This is a genomic window from Thalassotalea sp. 273M-4, assembly GCF_041410465.1.
Classification (GTDB): Bacteria; Pseudomonadota; Gammaproteobacteria; order Enterobacterales; family Alteromonadaceae; genus Thalassotalea_A; species Thalassotalea_A aquiviva.
In genome coordinates this window covers 2,712,479-2,729,326 of the sequence record NZ_CP166961.1, presented here as the reverse complement: position 1 = coordinate 2,729,326, position 16,848 = coordinate 2,712,479, and the positions used below count along the sequence as shown (strand labels likewise).

Annotated in this window: 19 protein-coding genes; 18 read left to right on the top strand and 1 reads right to left on the bottom strand. The window is 42.2% G+C overall.

Annotated elements, in window-relative coordinates:
- Nucleotides 1–52: 52 nt before the first annotated feature.
- The 13 genes from priA (at nt 53) to ACAY00_RS12140 (ending at nt 11,675) form a co-directional block, all read left to right on the top strand.
- On the top strand, nt 53–2,284 hold the full coding sequence (gene priA, locus ACAY00_RS12200; RefSeq protein WP_371374056.1) for a primosomal protein N': 2,232 nt from the start codon (nt 53–55) through the stop codon (nt 2,282–2,284).
- Between the two features lie 139 nt (nt 2,285–2,423).
- The gene (locus tag ACAY00_RS12195) at nt 2,424–2,999 is read left to right on the top strand and encodes an SPOR domain-containing protein (protein ID WP_371374053.1); all 576 of its coding nucleotides are present in this window, start codon (nt 2,424–2,426) and stop codon (nt 2,997–2,999) included.
- 109 nt (nt 3,000–3,108) lie between these two features.
- A complete protein-coding gene (hslV, locus tag ACAY00_RS12190) occupies nt 3,109–3,627 on the top strand; it encodes an ATP-dependent protease subunit HslV (protein ID WP_371374050.1) in 519 nt (172 codons plus the stop codon).
- 62 nt (nt 3,628–3,689) lie between these two features.
- On the top strand, nt 3,690–5,018 hold the full coding sequence (gene hslU / locus ACAY00_RS12185; protein ID WP_371374047.1) for an ATP-dependent protease ATPase subunit HslU: 1,329 nt from the start codon (nt 3,690–3,692) through the stop codon (nt 5,016–5,018).
- 21 nt (nt 5,019–5,039) lie between these two features.
- A complete protein-coding gene (locus tag ACAY00_RS12180; protein WP_371374045.1) occupies nt 5,040–5,405 on the top strand; it encodes a gamma-butyrobetaine hydroxylase-like domain-containing protein in 366 nt (121 codons plus the stop codon).
- A gap of 3 nt (nt 5,406–5,408) precedes the next feature.
- On the top strand, nt 5,409–5,900 hold the full coding sequence (locus ACAY00_RS12175; protein WP_371374043.1) for a DUF1456 family protein: 492 nt from the start codon (nt 5,409–5,411) through the stop codon (nt 5,898–5,900).
- 114 nt (nt 5,901–6,014) lie between these two features.
- Complete coding sequence (locus ACAY00_RS12170) at nt 6,015–6,317, top strand: YbaN family protein (protein WP_371374040.1); 303 nt, start codon at nt 6,015–6,017, stop codon at nt 6,315–6,317.
- Nucleotides 6,318–6,415: 98 nt separating this feature from the next.
- Nucleotides 6,416–6,994 (top strand): RNA polymerase sigma factor, encoded by a 579-nt coding sequence (locus tag ACAY00_RS12165; RefSeq protein WP_371374037.1) that lies wholly within the window; start codon nt 6,416–6,418, stop codon nt 6,992–6,994.
- On the top strand, nt 6,987–7,526 hold the full coding sequence (locus ACAY00_RS12160) for a hypothetical protein (protein WP_371374034.1): 540 nt from the start codon (nt 6,987–6,989) through the stop codon (nt 7,524–7,526). Before ACAY00_RS12165 ends, ACAY00_RS12160 begins: the two co-directional genes overlap by 8 nt.
- 6 nt (nt 7,527–7,532) lie before the next feature.
- Entirely contained in the window at nt 7,533–8,489 is a 957-nt protein-coding gene (locus tag ACAY00_RS12155; RefSeq protein ID WP_371374032.1) for a DUF4097 domain-containing protein, read from the top strand.
- Nucleotides 8,490–8,834: 345 nt separating this feature from the next.
- Nucleotides 8,835–10,253 (top strand): replicative DNA helicase, encoded by a 1,419-nt coding sequence (gene dnaB, locus ACAY00_RS12150; protein WP_371374030.1) that lies wholly within the window; start codon nt 8,835–8,837, stop codon nt 10,251–10,253.
- 8 nt (nt 10,254–10,261) lie between these two features.
- The gene (gene alr / locus ACAY00_RS12145; RefSeq protein WP_371374027.1) at nt 10,262–11,353 is read left to right on the top strand and encodes an alanine racemase; all 1,092 of its coding nucleotides are present in this window, start codon (nt 10,262–10,264) and stop codon (nt 11,351–11,353) included.
- A gap of 115 nt (nt 11,354–11,468) precedes the next feature.
- The gene (locus tag ACAY00_RS12140) at nt 11,469–11,675 is read left to right on the top strand and encodes a DUF2375 family protein (protein WP_371374025.1); all 207 of its coding nucleotides are present in this window, start codon (nt 11,469–11,471) and stop codon (nt 11,673–11,675) included.
- Between the two features lie 19 nt (nt 11,676–11,694).
- Here the strand turns inward: ACAY00_RS12140 and ACAY00_RS12135 are convergent, their stop codons facing one another.
- Entirely contained in the window at nt 11,695–12,135 is a 441-nt protein-coding gene (locus ACAY00_RS12135) for a transcriptional repressor (protein WP_371374023.1), read from the bottom strand.
- Between the two features lie 213 nt (nt 12,136–12,348).
- Here ACAY00_RS12135 and ACAY00_RS12130 point away from each other — a divergent pair, with 213 nt between their 5' ends.
- The 5 genes from ACAY00_RS12130 (at nt 12,349) to ACAY00_RS12110 (ending at nt 16,814) form a co-directional block, all read left to right on the top strand.
- Complete coding sequence (locus tag ACAY00_RS12130; protein ID WP_371374020.1) at nt 12,349–13,548, top strand: NnrS family protein; 1,200 nt, start codon at nt 12,349–12,351, stop codon at nt 13,546–13,548.
- A 297-nt stretch (nt 13,549–13,845) separates the two neighbouring features.
- On the top strand, nt 13,846–14,793 hold the full coding sequence (gene dusA, locus ACAY00_RS12125) for a tRNA dihydrouridine(20/20a) synthase DusA (RefSeq protein WP_371379729.1): 948 nt from the start codon (nt 13,846–13,848) through the stop codon (nt 14,791–14,793).
- 590 nt (nt 14,794–15,383) lie between these two features.
- Nucleotides 15,384–15,698 (top strand): hypothetical protein, encoded by a 315-nt coding sequence (locus tag ACAY00_RS12120; RefSeq protein WP_371374017.1) that lies wholly within the window; start codon nt 15,384–15,386, stop codon nt 15,696–15,698.
- A gap of 39 nt (nt 15,699–15,737) precedes the next feature.
- Nucleotides 15,738–16,400, top strand: a complete 663-nt coding sequence (gene pspA, locus ACAY00_RS12115; RefSeq protein ID WP_371374014.1) for a phage shock protein PspA — start codon at nt 15,738–15,740, stop codon at nt 16,398–16,400.
- 204 nt (nt 16,401–16,604) lie between these two features.
- Nucleotides 16,605–16,814: a PspC domain-containing protein gene (locus ACAY00_RS12110; protein WP_371374012.1), complete on the top strand. Its 210-nt coding sequence runs from the start codon at nt 16,605–16,607 to the stop codon at nt 16,812–16,814.
- Nucleotides 16,815–16,848: the final 34 nt, after the last annotated feature.

Genomic DNA, 16,848 nt, shown 5'->3' with positions numbered 1-16,848 from the left:
TTGGCAAATAGCTGTCAAATAGGCAATATATAGCAAGGAAACCCTGATATTGATGATAAAAATGAGTACCTCTGAGATCTACCTAAATGTGGCGTTACCTGTGCCAATGCGACAAACCTTTACCTATTTGGTGCCGAGTTCTCTTACTCAACAAACCTTTGAGCCTGGTACTCGGGTTTTGGTCCCTTTTGGTAGTCGCAAATTGATAGGCATTGTGCTGAGCCAAAGCGCTGCATGTGATCTTGACCGTCATAAAGTTAAAACCATCAGTCAAAGGTTATCTGATCAATCAAGATTAAGCCAAGAACAGATTGATTTTTTGCGCCTTTGCGCCCGATATTATCATCATCCGCTTGGGGATGTGATAACCCAAGCACTGCCGGTGGCTCTAAGACAAGCCAAGGCTGTCGATATCTCGTTGCAACCATGCTGGCAACGTCATCCTGACTTAAGCGCAGAGCAATTTCAAAATGCCATTGATAATCTTGCTAAGTCCGCGGCTAAGCAAAAAGCGTTAGCGCAATATTTGAGTAAAACCCCAAATGCAACATGGCCGCAAATTAGAATGGCCGGTTATAACAAACAACAATTAACCGCTTTAATGAACAAAAAGTTGATTGTTGAAGAAGTCCTCACACCGCAGCAATTTCGCTTTCAAGAAGCCTGCGTTAATCACCAAGATAAACCTGTTTTATCTCTAGAACAATCGGTTATTGTGTCGGCGGTTAATAACTTGCTCGATCAGTACGGTTGCCATTTAATTGATGGCATTACTGGCAGTGGTAAAACCGAAGTTTATTTACAAATCATTGAACAGGTACTGAAAAGCCATAAACAAGTGTTGGTTTTAGTACCGGAGATCGGTTTAACCCCACAGACCTTATCGCGTTTTGAAACACGGTTTAACGTGCCGGTTATGTTGCATCACTCCGGCCTTAATGATAGTGAGCGCTTGCAGACTTGGCAGGCAACAAAACAAGGTGAGGCGGCGATTATTATTGCCACTCGTTCTGGGGTCTTTGCGCCGTTAAAAAATCCTGGATTGATCGTTGTTGATGAAGAACATGACGGCTCGCTCAAGCAGCAAGAAGGTTTTCGTTATCATGCCCGAGACTTAGCCATCTTAAGAGCTCGAAAGCTCAATATTCCCATTGTTTTAGGCAGTGCCACCCCATCTTTAGAAAGTTTGCAAAATGCCTTAAGTGGTAAGTATCAATATCACCAACTCACTAAGCGTGCAGGCAAAAGCAGTATTTCCAGTATTGAGCTTATCGATATGGCGCAACAACAGGTTGAGTTTGGCCTGTCAGGAAGTTTAAAAAAAGCCATTGAGCAAACCCTACAACGTGGTGAACAAGTGCTAATCTTTTTAAATCGACGCGGCTATTCTCCGGCGATTTCCTGTCAAGAGTGTCAATGGATAGCCGAATGTCAGCGTTGTAATAAGCCTTATACATTGCACCAAGGTCAAGGCCTACTGGTGTGCCATCATTGTAGTAGCCAGAAAAGGATCGTGCGCCAATGTGGTCAATGTGGCAGTGTGCGGATTAAACCCTTGGGGCAGGGCACTGAGCAACTTGAGCAGAGGCTGTCAGAATTATTTCCGCAATACAGTGCGGTTCGAATTGATCGAGACAGTACGCGGCGAAAAGGCGAGCTTGCAAAGCTGCTAAATGAGGTTGCAAACAAAGAGCATCAACTGCTTATTGGGACTCAAATGTTAGCCAAAGGGCATCACTTTCCAGATGTCACCTTAGTGGCGGTTATGGGGGTTGATGGCGCCTTATTTAGCTTTGACTTTCGAGCGCCCGAACACATGGCGCAGTTATTAGTGCAAGTCGCAGGGCGTGCCGGACGAGAAAGCAAACCGGGTAAAGTGTTGATTCAAACTCAATACCCTGAACATCCTTTATTGCAAGATTTGGTCAATAATGGTTATGAGCATTTTGCTCGCTATGCCCTTATGGAGCGAGAGCAAGCACGAGTACCACCGTTTGGTTTTCAGGCACTGTTTCGCGCCGAAGCCAATCAACCGGGGATGCCAGAAGCTTTGTTAAGGCAGGTGTCGCAACAAGCTTTTTCGGGGTGTATGGTCAGTGGTCCTATTGCAGCGGCGCAAGAAAAAAAAGCAGGTAAGTATCGATATCATTTAATGTTGCAAGCCAGTGCTCGCAGTGACTTGCACCAAGCGGTTACGCAAATATTGCAACAGATAGAACAGCACCCATTGCAATCAAAGGTGCGATGGTCAATAGACATTGATCCTTTAGAGCTGAGTTGGTAACTGCGTTGTGAAGATCCCCCCAATTGAGGACGGACGCTGACATTTTGTGCAATTTGTCATGATAAGCGCAATCAATTATTGTACATTGAAATACCCTTGGGTAAACTTTGCCAATAACATACGGACAAGTATTTGAAACATGGCTCATCAAGATTACGTCGCTCGCCCCCGCGCGACCAAAAAGAAGAATAATCCTTATAAACCAAAGCGCAAACAAACAGCACCTAAAAGTGGCTTAAAACCTATATTGATCATAGGGTTGATCTTGCTCATTGTTGCGGGTTTTGGCTATTTTCTTTATGTTATTAGTCATAACGACAATAAGGTTGAAGTAACTGAGATCACCTTGTCTTCGGCAAAATCGGCGAAAGACATTGATGAAGACCCTTTACCTGAGCCCCCAAAAGAAGCGTGGAGTTACGTTGAAGGGTTAAAACATAAGAAGGTCGAAGTAGAGACATACGAAGTTGAAGAAAAAGGCCCGTACAAATTGCAATGTGCGTCGTTTCGTAATCAACAAGATGCCAATGAACTAAAAGCGAATATTGCGTTTGGCGTTGGTTTATCCTCAGAAGTTAGGCCCTCAAATGGCAGTAATGGGGTCTGGTATAAAGTGATATTGGGTCCATACAAAAATAAACGCTTGGCTGAAAAAGACCGACATCGATTACGCAACAGTAAAATCAATGGCTGTCTAATTTACCCTTGGACTTGAAATTTACCCTCATCGATCCCACATCAACGTTAAGATTCATAAACGATACTTCTTGTATCGACTACAGGCACCGAAAAGGTGCCTGTTCAATTATTTTCAGAGGTTTAATGTGACTACTATTGTTTCAGTTCGTCGTAACGGCAAAGTATGTATTGGTGGTGATGGTCAAGTATCTCTTGGCAATACCGTAATGAAAGGCAACGCGCGCAAAGTCCGTCGTTTGTATCATGACAAAGTCTTGGCCGGATTTGCCGGTGGTACAGCCGATGCGTTTACCTTATTTGAGCGCTTTGAAAGCAAGCTTGAACAACACCAAGGACATCTGACCCGTTCAGCCGTTGAACTGGCCAAAGATTGGCGCAGCGATCGTGCCCTTCGCAAGCTCGAAGCGATGCTGGTGGTTGCCGATGAAACGGCCTCTTTGATCATCACCGGTAATGGGGATGTTGTTCAACCAGAAAATGATTTAATCGCCATTGGATCGGGTGGTAATTACGCACAAGCTGCCGCGACCGCATTATTGGAAAATACCGAACTGTCGGCGCGAGAGATTGTTGAAAAGTCTTTGACCATTGCCGGTAATATTTGTGTGTTTACCAACTTAAACCACACCATCGACGAAATTTAATCTAATTATCAGTTTAACTCAGGCAGACTATGTTGATGTCTGTCATCGGTAAGGAATTACGCATGTCTAATATGACGCCACGTGAAATTGTTCACGAACTCGATAGCCATATTATTGGCCAAAACGACGCTAAGAAAGCCGTTGCGATTGCGCTTCGTAACCGTTGGCGTCGAATGCAGCTTAACGACGAGCTGCGTAGCGAAGTTACCCCAAAAAATATTTTAATGATCGGACCAACAGGTGTTGGTAAAACCGAAATAGCCCGTCGCCTAGCCAAACTGGCGAATGCCCCATTTATTAAAGTGGAAGCAACCAAGTTCACCGAAGTGGGCTATGTTGGTAAAGAAGTCGAAACGATTATTCGTGACTTGGCCGATGTGGCGGTGAAGTTAACCAAAGAAATGGAAATGGAACGAGTCAAGCATTTAGCCGAAGAAGCGGCAGAAGAGCGTATTCTTGATGTCTTGATCCCAAATCCAAGAAATACCTTTGGGGAAGAAGAAAGCACAGATAACAGCAGTACTCGCCAAGTTTTTCGTAAAAAACTACGTGAAGGAAAGCTTGATGATAAAGAAATCGAGTTAGACGTTGCTATGCCTCAAATTGGTATGGAGATCATGGCACCTCCTGGTATGGAAGACATGACCAACCAATTACAAAGCATGTTCCAAAGTATGTCGCAGGAAAAAACCAAGAAACGCAAAATGAAAATCAAAGATGCGTTTAAAGCTTTGCAGGAAGAAGAAGCCAGCAAAATGGTAAATCCTGATGAGCTAAAAGAAAAAGCGATTGACGCGGTTGAGCAAAATGGCATTGTCTTTATCGATGAAATCGACAAAATCTGTAAACGAGGGGATACATCCGGTCCAGACGTATCTCGAGAAGGTGTACAACGCGACTTACTGCCGTTAGTTGAAGGCTCAACGGTTAGCACTAAGCACGGCATGGTAAAAACCGATCACATCTTATTTATCGCTTCGGGTGCTTTTCAGATGGCTAAACCGTCTGATTTAATTCCAGAATTACAAGGTCGCTTACCGATTCGCGTTGAATTACGAGCATTAACCACGGAAGACTTTGTGCGTATTTTAACTGAGCCTAATGCCTCATTAACCGAACAGTATATTGCCTTGTTAGCAACAGAAGGGGTTAAGGTTGAATTTAGTGAAGACGGTATTGCCGCCATCGCGAATGCGGCATGGCAGGTAAACGAAACTACCGAAAATATTGGTGCTCGTCGTTTACATACTGTGATGGAACGCTTGATTGAAGATTTATCGTTCCAAGCCGATGCCAAGTCGGGTGAATCGATAGTTATCGACCAAGATTACGTTAACAGCAAATTAGATATGCTGGTTGAGAATGAAGATCTAAGTCGGTTTATTTTATAAACCGCTGTCACAGGGGATGATATGAGTATTAACCAATTTACTATTGACCGTAAACAGGCGCAATTATTGCTCGAATGCAGTGACGGCTTACGTCAAACTCTGTGTTTTGAGTTTTTACGTGTATACTCCCCTTTAGAACAAACACAAGTGCAGGGCCGAAAAAAGCCGCCAGTGAGCCATAAGAAAATGGTTCAACTATTGGCGCTTGAACCGGTGGGCAAACATGGCTTTCGCCTGCACTTTGATGATGGCCATCAGGCCATTTATAGCGCCGCCTTGTTATTAGATTTCGCTCACAATAAAGCAACTCTATGGCAAGACTATTTGACCGCAGTTCAACAAAGTGGTCATAGCCGCGAAGCCATGATAGACATCAAACAGGTTTAACCCGTGACAAATAACCAAATCCTACGCCGTATTCGTTATATTTTCGATTACAATGACGCCAAAATGATGGCGATATTTGCTTCTGCCGATTACCCGGTTCAATTAGAGCAACTACATCATTGGTTGCGCAAAGATGACGACCCCAAATACGTTAATTTAACCGACCAACAACTGGCGTATTTTCTTAACGGTTTTATCAATGAAAAACGTGGCAAGAAAGACGGTCCGGCACCCGTTGCCGAGAAAAAGCTTAACAACAACATTATTTTACGTAAGCTAAAGATTGCCTTGAATTTAACCGATGTAGGGATGATTGAACTCATCGAATTGGCAAACTTACGCATTGGTAAATCTGAGTTGTCTGCTTTTTTTCGCAAACCTGATCATAAGCATTTTCGCGAATGTAAGGATCAATTCATTCGTAATTTCCTTGCCGGCATGCAGGTGAAATATCGTGATAATGACCCATATTTTAAACCACAAGAAAAAGCATAAGAGCACAAAGTGATTTAAGGATATCACTTTTAATTTACTCTCAATGACATGATGCGCCTAATTTATCTTACCTTAGGATTTACCTTTGTTGCTTTGGCAACAATCGGCGCATTTTTGCCTATTCTCCCAACCACACCTTTTTTATTGTTAGCGGCAGCCTGCTTTGCTAAGTCTTCATCTCGATGGCATCGTTGGTTGTTAACCAATCGATTTTTTGGCCCATTTTTAACCCGTTGGCAACAACACCATTGTATTAGTGGCAAAACCAAAGTCGTAGCCCTTAGCTCGATTATTTTATTTGGTGGCTTGTCTTTCTTCCAACTTGAGCATATTTACCTTAAAGCGTTGATATTCATCTTACTAATGATTGGCCTTATCGTAGTATTACGATTAAAAGTGTGCGATAAAACACAATAAATAAAATAATTAAAAAAGAGTTAACGGTTTAAACCTTTTTAATAACAACCGCATCTTAATAACCAAAGACCTAAACATTTGAACAGGATAACAGAGAGTTGACGGGACAGAGTTCGGTGATTGATGCCCAACAAGTCTTTGCCCATAAACAAGAGCTGGAATGGATAAGCCAAGCTCAGGGTGGTGACCGACAGGCGTTTAATCATTTATATCAGCGACATATCGGCAAGGTGTACGCCTTGTGTCTGCGTATGCTATCAAATAAAGAGCAAGCAGAAGATGTGTCACAAGAAGTGTTTATGCAAGTTTGGACCAAGTTAGATAACTTTCGTGGAGACAGTAAGTTTTCCACTTGGTTGCATTCGGTTACGACCAATACCGTATTGAGCCATATTCGCAAACAAAAAAATTGGATTCAAAAGGTCTTTAGCTTAGAAGAGCAGCCACCATCGCTGCAAGAGTTAGAAGCGAAAACACACGGGATCACCGACTTGTCCGATATCGACAAGGGGATCATGCGCCTACCAGAAAAGGCACGTTTGGTGTTTGTGTTATTTGCGGTAGAAGGCTATCGCCATGAAGAAATTGCTAAGATGCTTGAGATCGCCGTAGGGTCTAGCAAATCGCATTACCATAGAGCACGAAATTTATTAAGAGAGTGGCTGCAAGATGAGTAAATTATTGAGCGAGCAAGAATTACAACAACGTATTGATGCGTTGGCAACAGAAATCAAACCAGAACGTGATTTATGGACAGGCATTGAACGGGCCATCGAACATCAAGCCTTGCAGCAAAGTCATAGCGACGATGCAACCCTGGCTAAAGGTCGTAACGAACAGCAAAAATCTGGCTTTAAAGCCTACTACGCTTGGGCCGCTTCGGTATGTGCAGCGGTGGTGTTGACTTGGTATATGGGGACCCCGACGCCACAACAAGACATTGTGTTTTCACCCGTAAAAATGATTGAACAAGAATACCAACAAGAAAAACAAGCCATGTTAGTTGGCTTTGGTAAACCGGATTTGACGAAGCTACCGGAGAATATCCAACAGCAATTTAATGAGCTAGAAAGTGCTCGAACCTCACTGCTGAAGGCATTAGCAGAAGATCCTGATAATGTTGATTTGCTGAACCTATTAAAGTGGACCCAACAGCAAGAATTAAGTTTATTAGAGCAACTTTACAACCCTAAATGGCAAACCATTTAAGAGGGAATGATGATGAAAATAATGACCCCATTGATGTTGTTGGGCATGATGTTATCGAGCATTAGCCTAATGGCCAAGACCATTGACCAGCAACTGAGTGCCGATGGCATTGTTGCGGTTAAAATTGAGAATCTTAGAGGCAAAGTAAGGATTAATGGCGCCGACACTAAGGCGATTTCCGTTATCGGTAAGCTCGATGAAAAAGCGCAAAATTTTGTCTTCAAACACGAATTAGATAAAGTCCTTATTCAAGTACAAATGCCAAAGCAAATGAACAGTTCTTTTTGGCACAGTGAAGAAGAAGAGAGTAACTTAACCATTACTTTACCAGACCATTTAGCGGTTGAATTTACTGGGGTTTCAACCGACGTCAAGGTAAGTGAAATCAACAGTGAGGTATTTATTCAAACCGTCAGTGGTGATATTAAGGCCGCAGATCTTAGCACCAAGGTATCTCTTAAAACGGTCAGTGGTAATATTGATGCTAAGAACTTATCGGGTGAGGTTGTTTTATCAACGGTCAGTGGCAATATCAATGATAAAGAGTCTAAGGGGCAATTGGTGTATCGTGCTGTTAGTGGCAATATTGATGCAAGTAGCAAAGCTCAAGATATTGAAGCCAGCATTATATCGGGTAATATTGACTTAAACTTGGATCAAATAGAAAACGCCAACTTATCTAGTATCAGTGGTCACATTGAGGTAAGCATGGTGTTAAGAGATCAAGGCCGGGTAAAACTTTCTTCGGTAAGTGGTAATACCGACTTACAGGTGCAAGAAGGTGTTAATGCAGAATTTAAAGTGTATTCAAACGCCGACGGTAAAATCATTAATCGTGTTACTAAAGACCAAGTTAAGCGAGCCAAATATGGTCCAAGCTCAAAGTTGACCACCAGCACAGGTAAGGGCAGCGCCAGTGTGAAAGCGTCAACAGTGAGTGGCAAAGTAAAAATACACTATTAAACCAATGAATAAGCTCGCAACGGTTAGGCTTGTGATGTTCTTGTTAAGACACTAAGCAAACCCTAATTATTGCGAGTTATCTCGCAATAAACATATACAGTCTGTCAGACGCCCCTCTTTTATTCCGCCTTATTGTGCAAAAGGCATGTAACTTTTTGCGAATTTTGATACATTACTCTGTACTCTGGTCGTTACCATCGTTAGTTCGCTCAACAAGCTTCTAACCACTTTTCCATTCTTCGGTTTTTGATATTAACGGTCAAGTTCAACCTTGCTTTTGCATGGGCAGGCTTGCTTTATTTGGTAGGCAATAGATGAGTTTTTTTATTCGGGATTTGAGCTGAAATGGCACAACAACAAGCAACAAAACAATTTAAAAGCAATAAACCCACCGATAAACAGGTGGAGGGCATAAAGGTCACACCACACTCTTTAGAGGCTGAACAGTCGGTGTTAGGTGGTCTGTTATTGGATAACGAAGCTTGGGACAGTGTTGCTGAACGAGTGGTTGCGAGTGATTTTTATTCACGAGCACATCGAATTATCTTTGAATGTATTGGTAAAATTATTGAAAAGGGCAACCCCGTCGATCTTATTACCTTGTCTGAAGGGTTGGAAAATCAGCAGCAAATCGATGACGTAGGGGGCTTTGTTTACTTGGCTGAAATGGTCAAAAACACCCCTAGTGCTGCCAATATCTACGCTTATGCCGATATCGTCCGTGAACGTGCCGTTACCCGCGAGCTGATTAAAGTAGCGAATGAAATAGCTGATGCGAGTTACGATCCACAAGGCCGTCAAAGTAGTGAATTGTTAGATTTTGCCGAGTCAAAAGTGTTTCAAATCGCAGAGCAACGGGCGAGTAAAACGGAAGGCCCTGAAAACATCCACTCGGTCATGGAAAAGACCGTGGATAAAATTGAAAAACTTTATGGTCAGCCCCACGATGGTGTCACGGGGGTATCGACTGGCTTTCATGACTTAGACAAAATGACTGCAGGCTTACAATCGTCGGATTTGATTATTGTTGCGGCCCGTCCATCAATGGGTAAAACCACCTTTGCCATGAACTTGGCTGAAAATGCCGCCATGATGCAAGATAAGCCGGCGCTTATTTTCTCTCTAGAGATGCCGTCAGAACAAATCATGATGCGTATGTTGGCCTCGCTTGGTCGCATCGATCAAACCAAGATTCGTACCGGCCAATTAGGCGACGAAGATTGGGCACGTTTGTCTTCTACCATGGGCTTACTGATGGAAAAAGGCAAAATGTTTGTCGATGATGCTGCCGGTCTAACCCCTACCGAAGTGCGTTCTCGCGCCCGACGGGTAGCTCGTGATAACGGCGGTTTGTCGATGATCATGGTGGATTATCTACAATTAATGCGGGTCCCCGCTTTTAGTGATAACCGTACTTTGGAAATTGCCGAAATTTCACGTTCACTTAAAGCCCTAGCCAAAGAATTACAAGTGCCCGTTGTCGCGCTGTCCCAGCTAAACCGTAGTTTGGAACAACGTGCCGATAAGCGACCTGTTAACTCAGATTTGCGTGAGTCGGGCTCGATAGAGCAAGATGCCGACTTGATCATGTTTATTTATCGTGACGAAGTTTATCATGATGACAGTCCTGATAAAGGCACTGCCGAAATCATCATTGGTAAACAGCGTAACGGCCCTATTGGGCGTGTTCGACTAACCTTCCAAGGCCAATTTTCAAGGTTTGATAACTTTGCCGGCCCTGGTGGAATTATGGATGAAGATTAATCTTTACTATGGTGAAAAAGCATCGCAGTGCCTCGGCAATCATTGATACTCAGGCATTAAAAGAGAACTTTAATACCTTAAAGCAATTGGCAGCACCGGCAAAGGTGTTGACGGTTCTTAAGGCAAATGCTTATGGGCATGGGCTTATTCGAATCGCTAAAGGCTTGCCACAAGCCGATGCCTTTGGCGTTGCTCGCATCGATGAAGCTTTGCAGCTTAGAGACCATGGGATCAACAATGCTATTGTTCTACTTGAGGGCTTTTTTGAAGCCGAAGAGTTAGTTGATATCCACCAACATGATTTACAAATTGTCATCCATAGTATTGAACAACTTGAAGCAATAGAGCAAGCGTCGTTACCTACACCAATTAAAGTCTGGTTAAAAATCGATACCGGCATGCACCGACTGGGGGTCGCACCAGAGCTGTTTGCTCAGTTTTATCAACGGTTAAAGGCTTGTTCTAATGTCGCCAAGGGCTTGGTCTTAATGAGCCATTTGGCTTGTGCAGATGATGTAAGCCATCCGATGAATAACAGCCAAATGGCGTTGTTTGGCTCTTTAACCGAACACTTGCCCGATGACAAAACCTTAGCTAATTCGGCCGCTGTTCTAGCATTTAAAAACGCTCATTATCAATGGGTTCGCCCAGGCCTTATGCTTTACGGAGTGAGTCCAATGGCGCTAACGTCGGCGTTGCAACCACCGAAAAGCATTACTCCGGTTATGACTTTATACTCTAGTGTTATTGCTATTCAGCATATTAAAGCCGGAGAACGTGTTGGTTACGGCGGGGCGTGGACGAGTGCTAAAGATACCCGCATTGGTGTGGTTGCTATTGGTTATGGTGATGGCTATCCACGTCACGCCATTAATGGCACCCCGGTCTGGGTTAATGGCAAAGTATTCCCATTAGTCGGGCGGGTATCAATGGACATGATCACCATCGACTTAGGCGAAGATGATAGTATCAAGGTTGGGGATTATGCCGAGCTATGGGGTAAGAATTTAGCGATTGAGAAAATTGCCGATTGTGCTCAAACGATCCCTTATGAGCTTCTTTGTAACATTACAGCGAGAGTTAAAACCGATCTTTATTAAATTATTTTCATTTAAATTCAAGTTGTTGTGCATAATTTGAATTGAAAAAAATTTCGTCTATAGTTTAACCAAATCAACAATAAATTGCTTAATTGAGCAAGAAAGGATTGGTATTATGGTCGACAATAATAGCACCGTTACCGTGTTGTACTATGAAGATGATGATATAGACAATATCCAAGCACATGTACTTACCGACATGCGCTTAGAAGACGATTCTCGGATTATATTTCCACCGTCTTTTCGCGAAAATAAAATCATTGTTGCGGTGCTTAAAGGGCGTTGTTCGTTAATTAATGCGTTAGGCGATAGAAGCCTTTAACGTAGATTAGATTGCCCGTTTAAGCTGCTTGGCACTGTTGGCATTGGCCATGGGCTTCAACGACTTGATGAGTTATTTTAAACCCGCTGGCGTCAGCCATGGTTTTTATGACTAATTCTAAATTATTTGACTGAATCTCTTCAACAGCCCCACAATCATCGCAAATAAGTAATTGCACCGGGTGATTACACTCACTGAAATGATCACAGAGCAAAAAGGCATTAATTGATTCGATTTTGTGCACAAACCCTTGTTTAGCAAGAAAATCTAAAGCGCGATACACGGTTGCAGGTTTTGCTGCTGTATCTTGTTTTTTTAATTCATCTAACAACTCATAAGCGCCCATCGGCCCGTGGTTATTTGCCATGATCAAAAAAACTTGCTCGCGAGCTGGTGTAAAACGCGCACCAGTGCGTTTGCAGTTATCTTTTGCCTGTTGCAACAACTTGTTGACGTTCATAATATTACTCTATGTTCAATAGTCGGTTTAGCATCGCCAAGGTGATTTCTTGTGTTAGCGTAACCATTGATTTATTTATATTGAAAGTAGACACGTTTTAGTCGTAAAAATCAACCAGATGACGCTTTTAGCGTTTTCAAAATGTATTATTAACGTTCAAAAACCGATTATACTGATTGAACGAATCACTCATGCACACTCTGATAAATTTTTATGATCAACATTTCGCCACCACCATCAGAACAACCCAAACATTCAAGTATAAAAGCTACGTTTGATTTAGCTTTTCGTCCTTTCTTTTTGTCTGGAGCCTTGTTTAGTGTGATTGGGCTACTTCTTTGGAACGTAGCGTTAACTTCACCAACGCTGTCTGCAACTATGTATGGAGGCTCATTATTCTGGCATAAGCATGAGATGTTATTGGGTTTTGTTCCCGCCATTATGGTCGGATTTTTATTAACCGCCGTTCAAACCTGGACTCGTGTACCAAGTTTACATGGCAAGCCATTGATGGCACTGATGTTCATTTGGCTGATGGGACGCGTACTCATGTTATTGCCAACCCATGTCCCCTTGCTGGTTATTGCGGTTGTTGACAGTTTATTCTTGCCATTATCCGCGTGTGCGCTTGCTTACCCCATTATTAAAGTCAAATTATGGCGTAACTTATTTTTTATTCCTATTTTACTGCTGATGGCCATTCTTAACATCCTAATGCACTTTGCCGTTTTGACCGAGCAAATACAGCATATCGCTAATCTCAGTCATATTATTGTGTTGTTAATAACTTTTGTGATGTGTGTGATGGGGGGGCGGGTGTTTCCTATGTTTACCGCCAATGGGACCAAAACAACCAAAGTAGAACCAATAGCTTGGCTTGAAAAAATTGCGTTAGGCTCGGTGATGTTCGCCATTATCTGTGGCGCCAATTTATTTCCTTTGCCCAAAGAGCTGGTGGCAGCGGTTTTTATCCTCGCAGGGTGCGCACAATTTGCACGCGCTGTGCGCTGGCGCATTTGGGTGACCTTTAAAACCCCACTTGTATGGTCTTTGCATATCAGTTACTTAAGCATTGCACTGGGGCTTATTGCTCTTGGGTTAGCAAAGCTGGAATTAATTTTTTCTTATTCTCAAGCCATTCATATATTAACCGTTGGTGGTATGGGCACGATGATTTTGTCGATGATCTCTCGTGTTTCCCTAGGCCATACGGGACGCATGATTGTAGTGGGCAAGCTTATGACACTTGCCTTAATAGCCATTGTTTTGAGTTTTGTCATTCGAGTCTTTGGTAGCTTTATCTTTGCTGATTACCTCTTTGTATTAAAAGCGGCAACAGCCTTGTGGGTATTTGCTTACGGTGCTTTTTTTGTGTTTTATTTACCCATTTTAACCACACCAAGAAAGCTTTAGTTTAAGTCGAAGTAAATGAGTAAAACGCTCTACAGCTAATGTTTAGTCGGGAGAACACTTAACCTTGAGAACACTGGTGTTTATAACTACCTTTTCTATGGTAAAATGCGCTCATACGTGCATCAATTGATGCTTTTAGTGCTTGTTCAGCACAAATACTAACATTTCTTCTTGTGTTGTATGCTGTGCCATTACCGATGAATACATCTCTCACGTTTTGTCGAGTTACTAGCATTTATATAAGGTTTAAGTTCATTGACAAATAATACATTCAACGAAAAACTTTCAGTCGCACCTATGCTCGATTGGACAGATCGCCATTGCCGTTACTTTTTACGCTTATTGTCAAAAAATACGGTTATGTACACCGAGATGGTTACCACGGGCGCTATTTTATTTGGTAAAGGCGATTACCTAGGTTACAACCAAGAAGAACACCCGTTGGTGTTACAACTTGGTGGTAGCGATCCTAAAGCGTTAACAGAATGCGCGATACAAGCTGAGCAGTTTGGTTATGATGCGATTAACATTAACGTTGGCTGTCCTTCCGATCGGGTACAAAATGGCCGTTTCGGTGCGTGTTTAATGGCAGAGCCAGAATTGGTGGCGGAATGTGTGCAAAGCATGCAAAACGCGGTTAAAGTGCCGATTACCGTGAAGTCACGCATTGGCATTGACGATCAAGACAGTTATGAGTTTTTGCATAAATTTATTGATGTGGTTGGTCAAGGTGGCTGTCAGCATTTTATTGTCCATGCCCGTAAAGCATGGCTTAGTGGTTTAAGTCCAAAACAAAACCGCGAAATACCACCTTTGGATTACTCTCGGGTGTATCAAATTAAACAAGATTTTTCGCACTTAGATATTTCAATCAATGGCGGTATCACCACACTCGAACAATCGCTTGAGCATCTACAGCATATCGATGGTGTAATGATTGGTCGTGAAGTGTATCAAAACCCCTATATGTTAGCCGAAGCCGATCAGCGCATTTGGCATGAACAAAAAACTGTGATCACTCGTGAACAAGTTATTGAACACATGTCAGAGTATATAGATCGTCATGTCGCTAACGGTGGCAAAGTATGGCATGTGGTAAGGCATATGCTTGGGCTGTGTAACGGATTGCCTGGTGCACGTCGTTATCGTCGTTACTTAAGCGAAAATGCAGGCAGGGCCGGTGCAAACTCAAACGTCCTTAAAGAAGCCTTTGCTTTGACCGGTCAATTAGAAGAGTCAATTTAACATATTGTTATGTATACTAATTGCTCATTTGTGCGATAACGCATAAATGGGCATTTTTGTTATTTTTTAAAAAAATTAAAAAAAATCCAACCTTTTTCTACTTTGTTGCGACTAAACCTATTGAAACCGCCAAGATGCGAGTGAGACCAACCAACCAATAGGAGCAGCAAGTTTATGTTTACATTTTTCTACCCCCTTGTGATCTTTTTGCTGCCCGTATTTTGTTTACTCGCAAGCAGTTTTGTTATTGTATTTTTAGAGAAATAGTTTCTCATTAGGTGATTTTACCAATCAGGCTTTAGCCTGATTTTTTTTGTCTAAAATCCGCCGTTTTAGGTTTTTTTTGTCTCTTCTACCTCGCTGTACATTTCAAGTGGTTAAATTTACCACTTGGTTGGTCAATTTCACAAAATAATGAAATTTAACTCAACATTAACAACTGTAACGCAGAACCCTTTGGTTTCTTATAGGCCAGTAAAAACAAGGGTTTGAGGTTTTTTTTAAAAGTTGGCACAGCACTTGTAATGTCTAATGTAAAAATAAGAATCGTTAGCAGTATCAACTAAATAAATTGTTAATCAGGAGTTCACATGAAAACGTTAACCAGCAAAACAGCCGTATTCGCTACCTTAATTGCAAGTTCAGTAATGTTTAGCAGTGCAGCAAAAGCTGAGCAACTTGTGTCATTAGAAACGGCTATCGATATGATGCTTAGTCAACAAAGCAAAATGGTTTTACAAGAAGTATCAAATCAGGTTGCGAAAAACATCCAACAAGAACTGGCGAATTTTAATATCGACAGTTTAATGAATCAGCAAGGCGTGCCAACCGTAACCATTCGTGACATTGCCAAGCTTGACAACAAAGAAAGCGGTGCGAATAGTCAAACCGCGATGTTGAAATAAAAACAACAACATAACAAATCGTATATTAGGAGATAAATCATGGGTATGTTTTCACGTTTTACCGACATTATTAATGCCAATATCAACAGCTTGTTAGAGAAAGCAGAAAACCCTGAAAAAATGATCCGTTTGATCGTTCAGGAAATGGAAGAAACATTGGTGGAAGTGCGCTCTGTCGCGGCAAAAAATATTGCCGACAAAAAAGCGGTAACGCGAACGCTTAAAAGTGCAGAAAGCCAAGTTGCTGATTGGCAACAAAAGGCTGAAATAGCATTGAGTAAAGGTCGTGAAGACCTAGCTCGTAGCGCTTTAGTTGAAAAGAAAAAGGCTATGACCCTAGTCAATAATACCCAGCAGGAGTTGGATGCACTTAATGATATTTTAGATAAAGTGCAAGACGACGCTGGACGCCTTCAAACAAAATTAACCGAAGCTAAGCGACGTCAAGAATCAATTCGCCTTCGTCAGCAATCAGCAACCACGCGGTTGAAAGTTAAGTCGCAACTGCATGCGGTAGATGTCGAAGAAAGTCTGCAAAAATTTGAACGCTACCAACAGAAAGTGGAACAAGTTGAAGCACAAGTTGAAGCCTGGGATATCACCCATAAAAGTGATTTGATGAATGAGTTTGATGCCCTAGAAAATGAAGACGCAATTGAACGTGAGCTTCAGGCGATGAAGCAAAACGTGGCGAATAGTTAACTTACATAACAGGCAGGTACAGGTTATGTTTCCTTTAACCACAATGTTTACCCTTTGGTTAGTACCGGTAATTACCTTTTTTATCGGTGCTGGTATTTTTAGTCTGGTGCGTCAGTTTCGCATGTAAATTTGACGAGTAGTTAACTTTAAAATCAATGGTTTATTTACTTACATCAGCAGACAACCCCATTTTAGGAGAGAGCGATGAGCTACCACAAATACAGTACAGAGCCATGTTTGGCAAAAGATTTAGTGCATAAAAAATTGGCCGGTGTGTGCGCAGGTATAGCGCGTCATTTTGAGCTACCACGAATTTTGGTAAGAGCTGCAGTGGTGATTTTAGGTCTTATGATGCCAGTAACCACACTTGTGGCCTATGGTGTTGCGGCTTTAGTCATGCCCAACCGCCGTTAGTGTACAACACGTCATTTATCATTTTTTCTTGTGA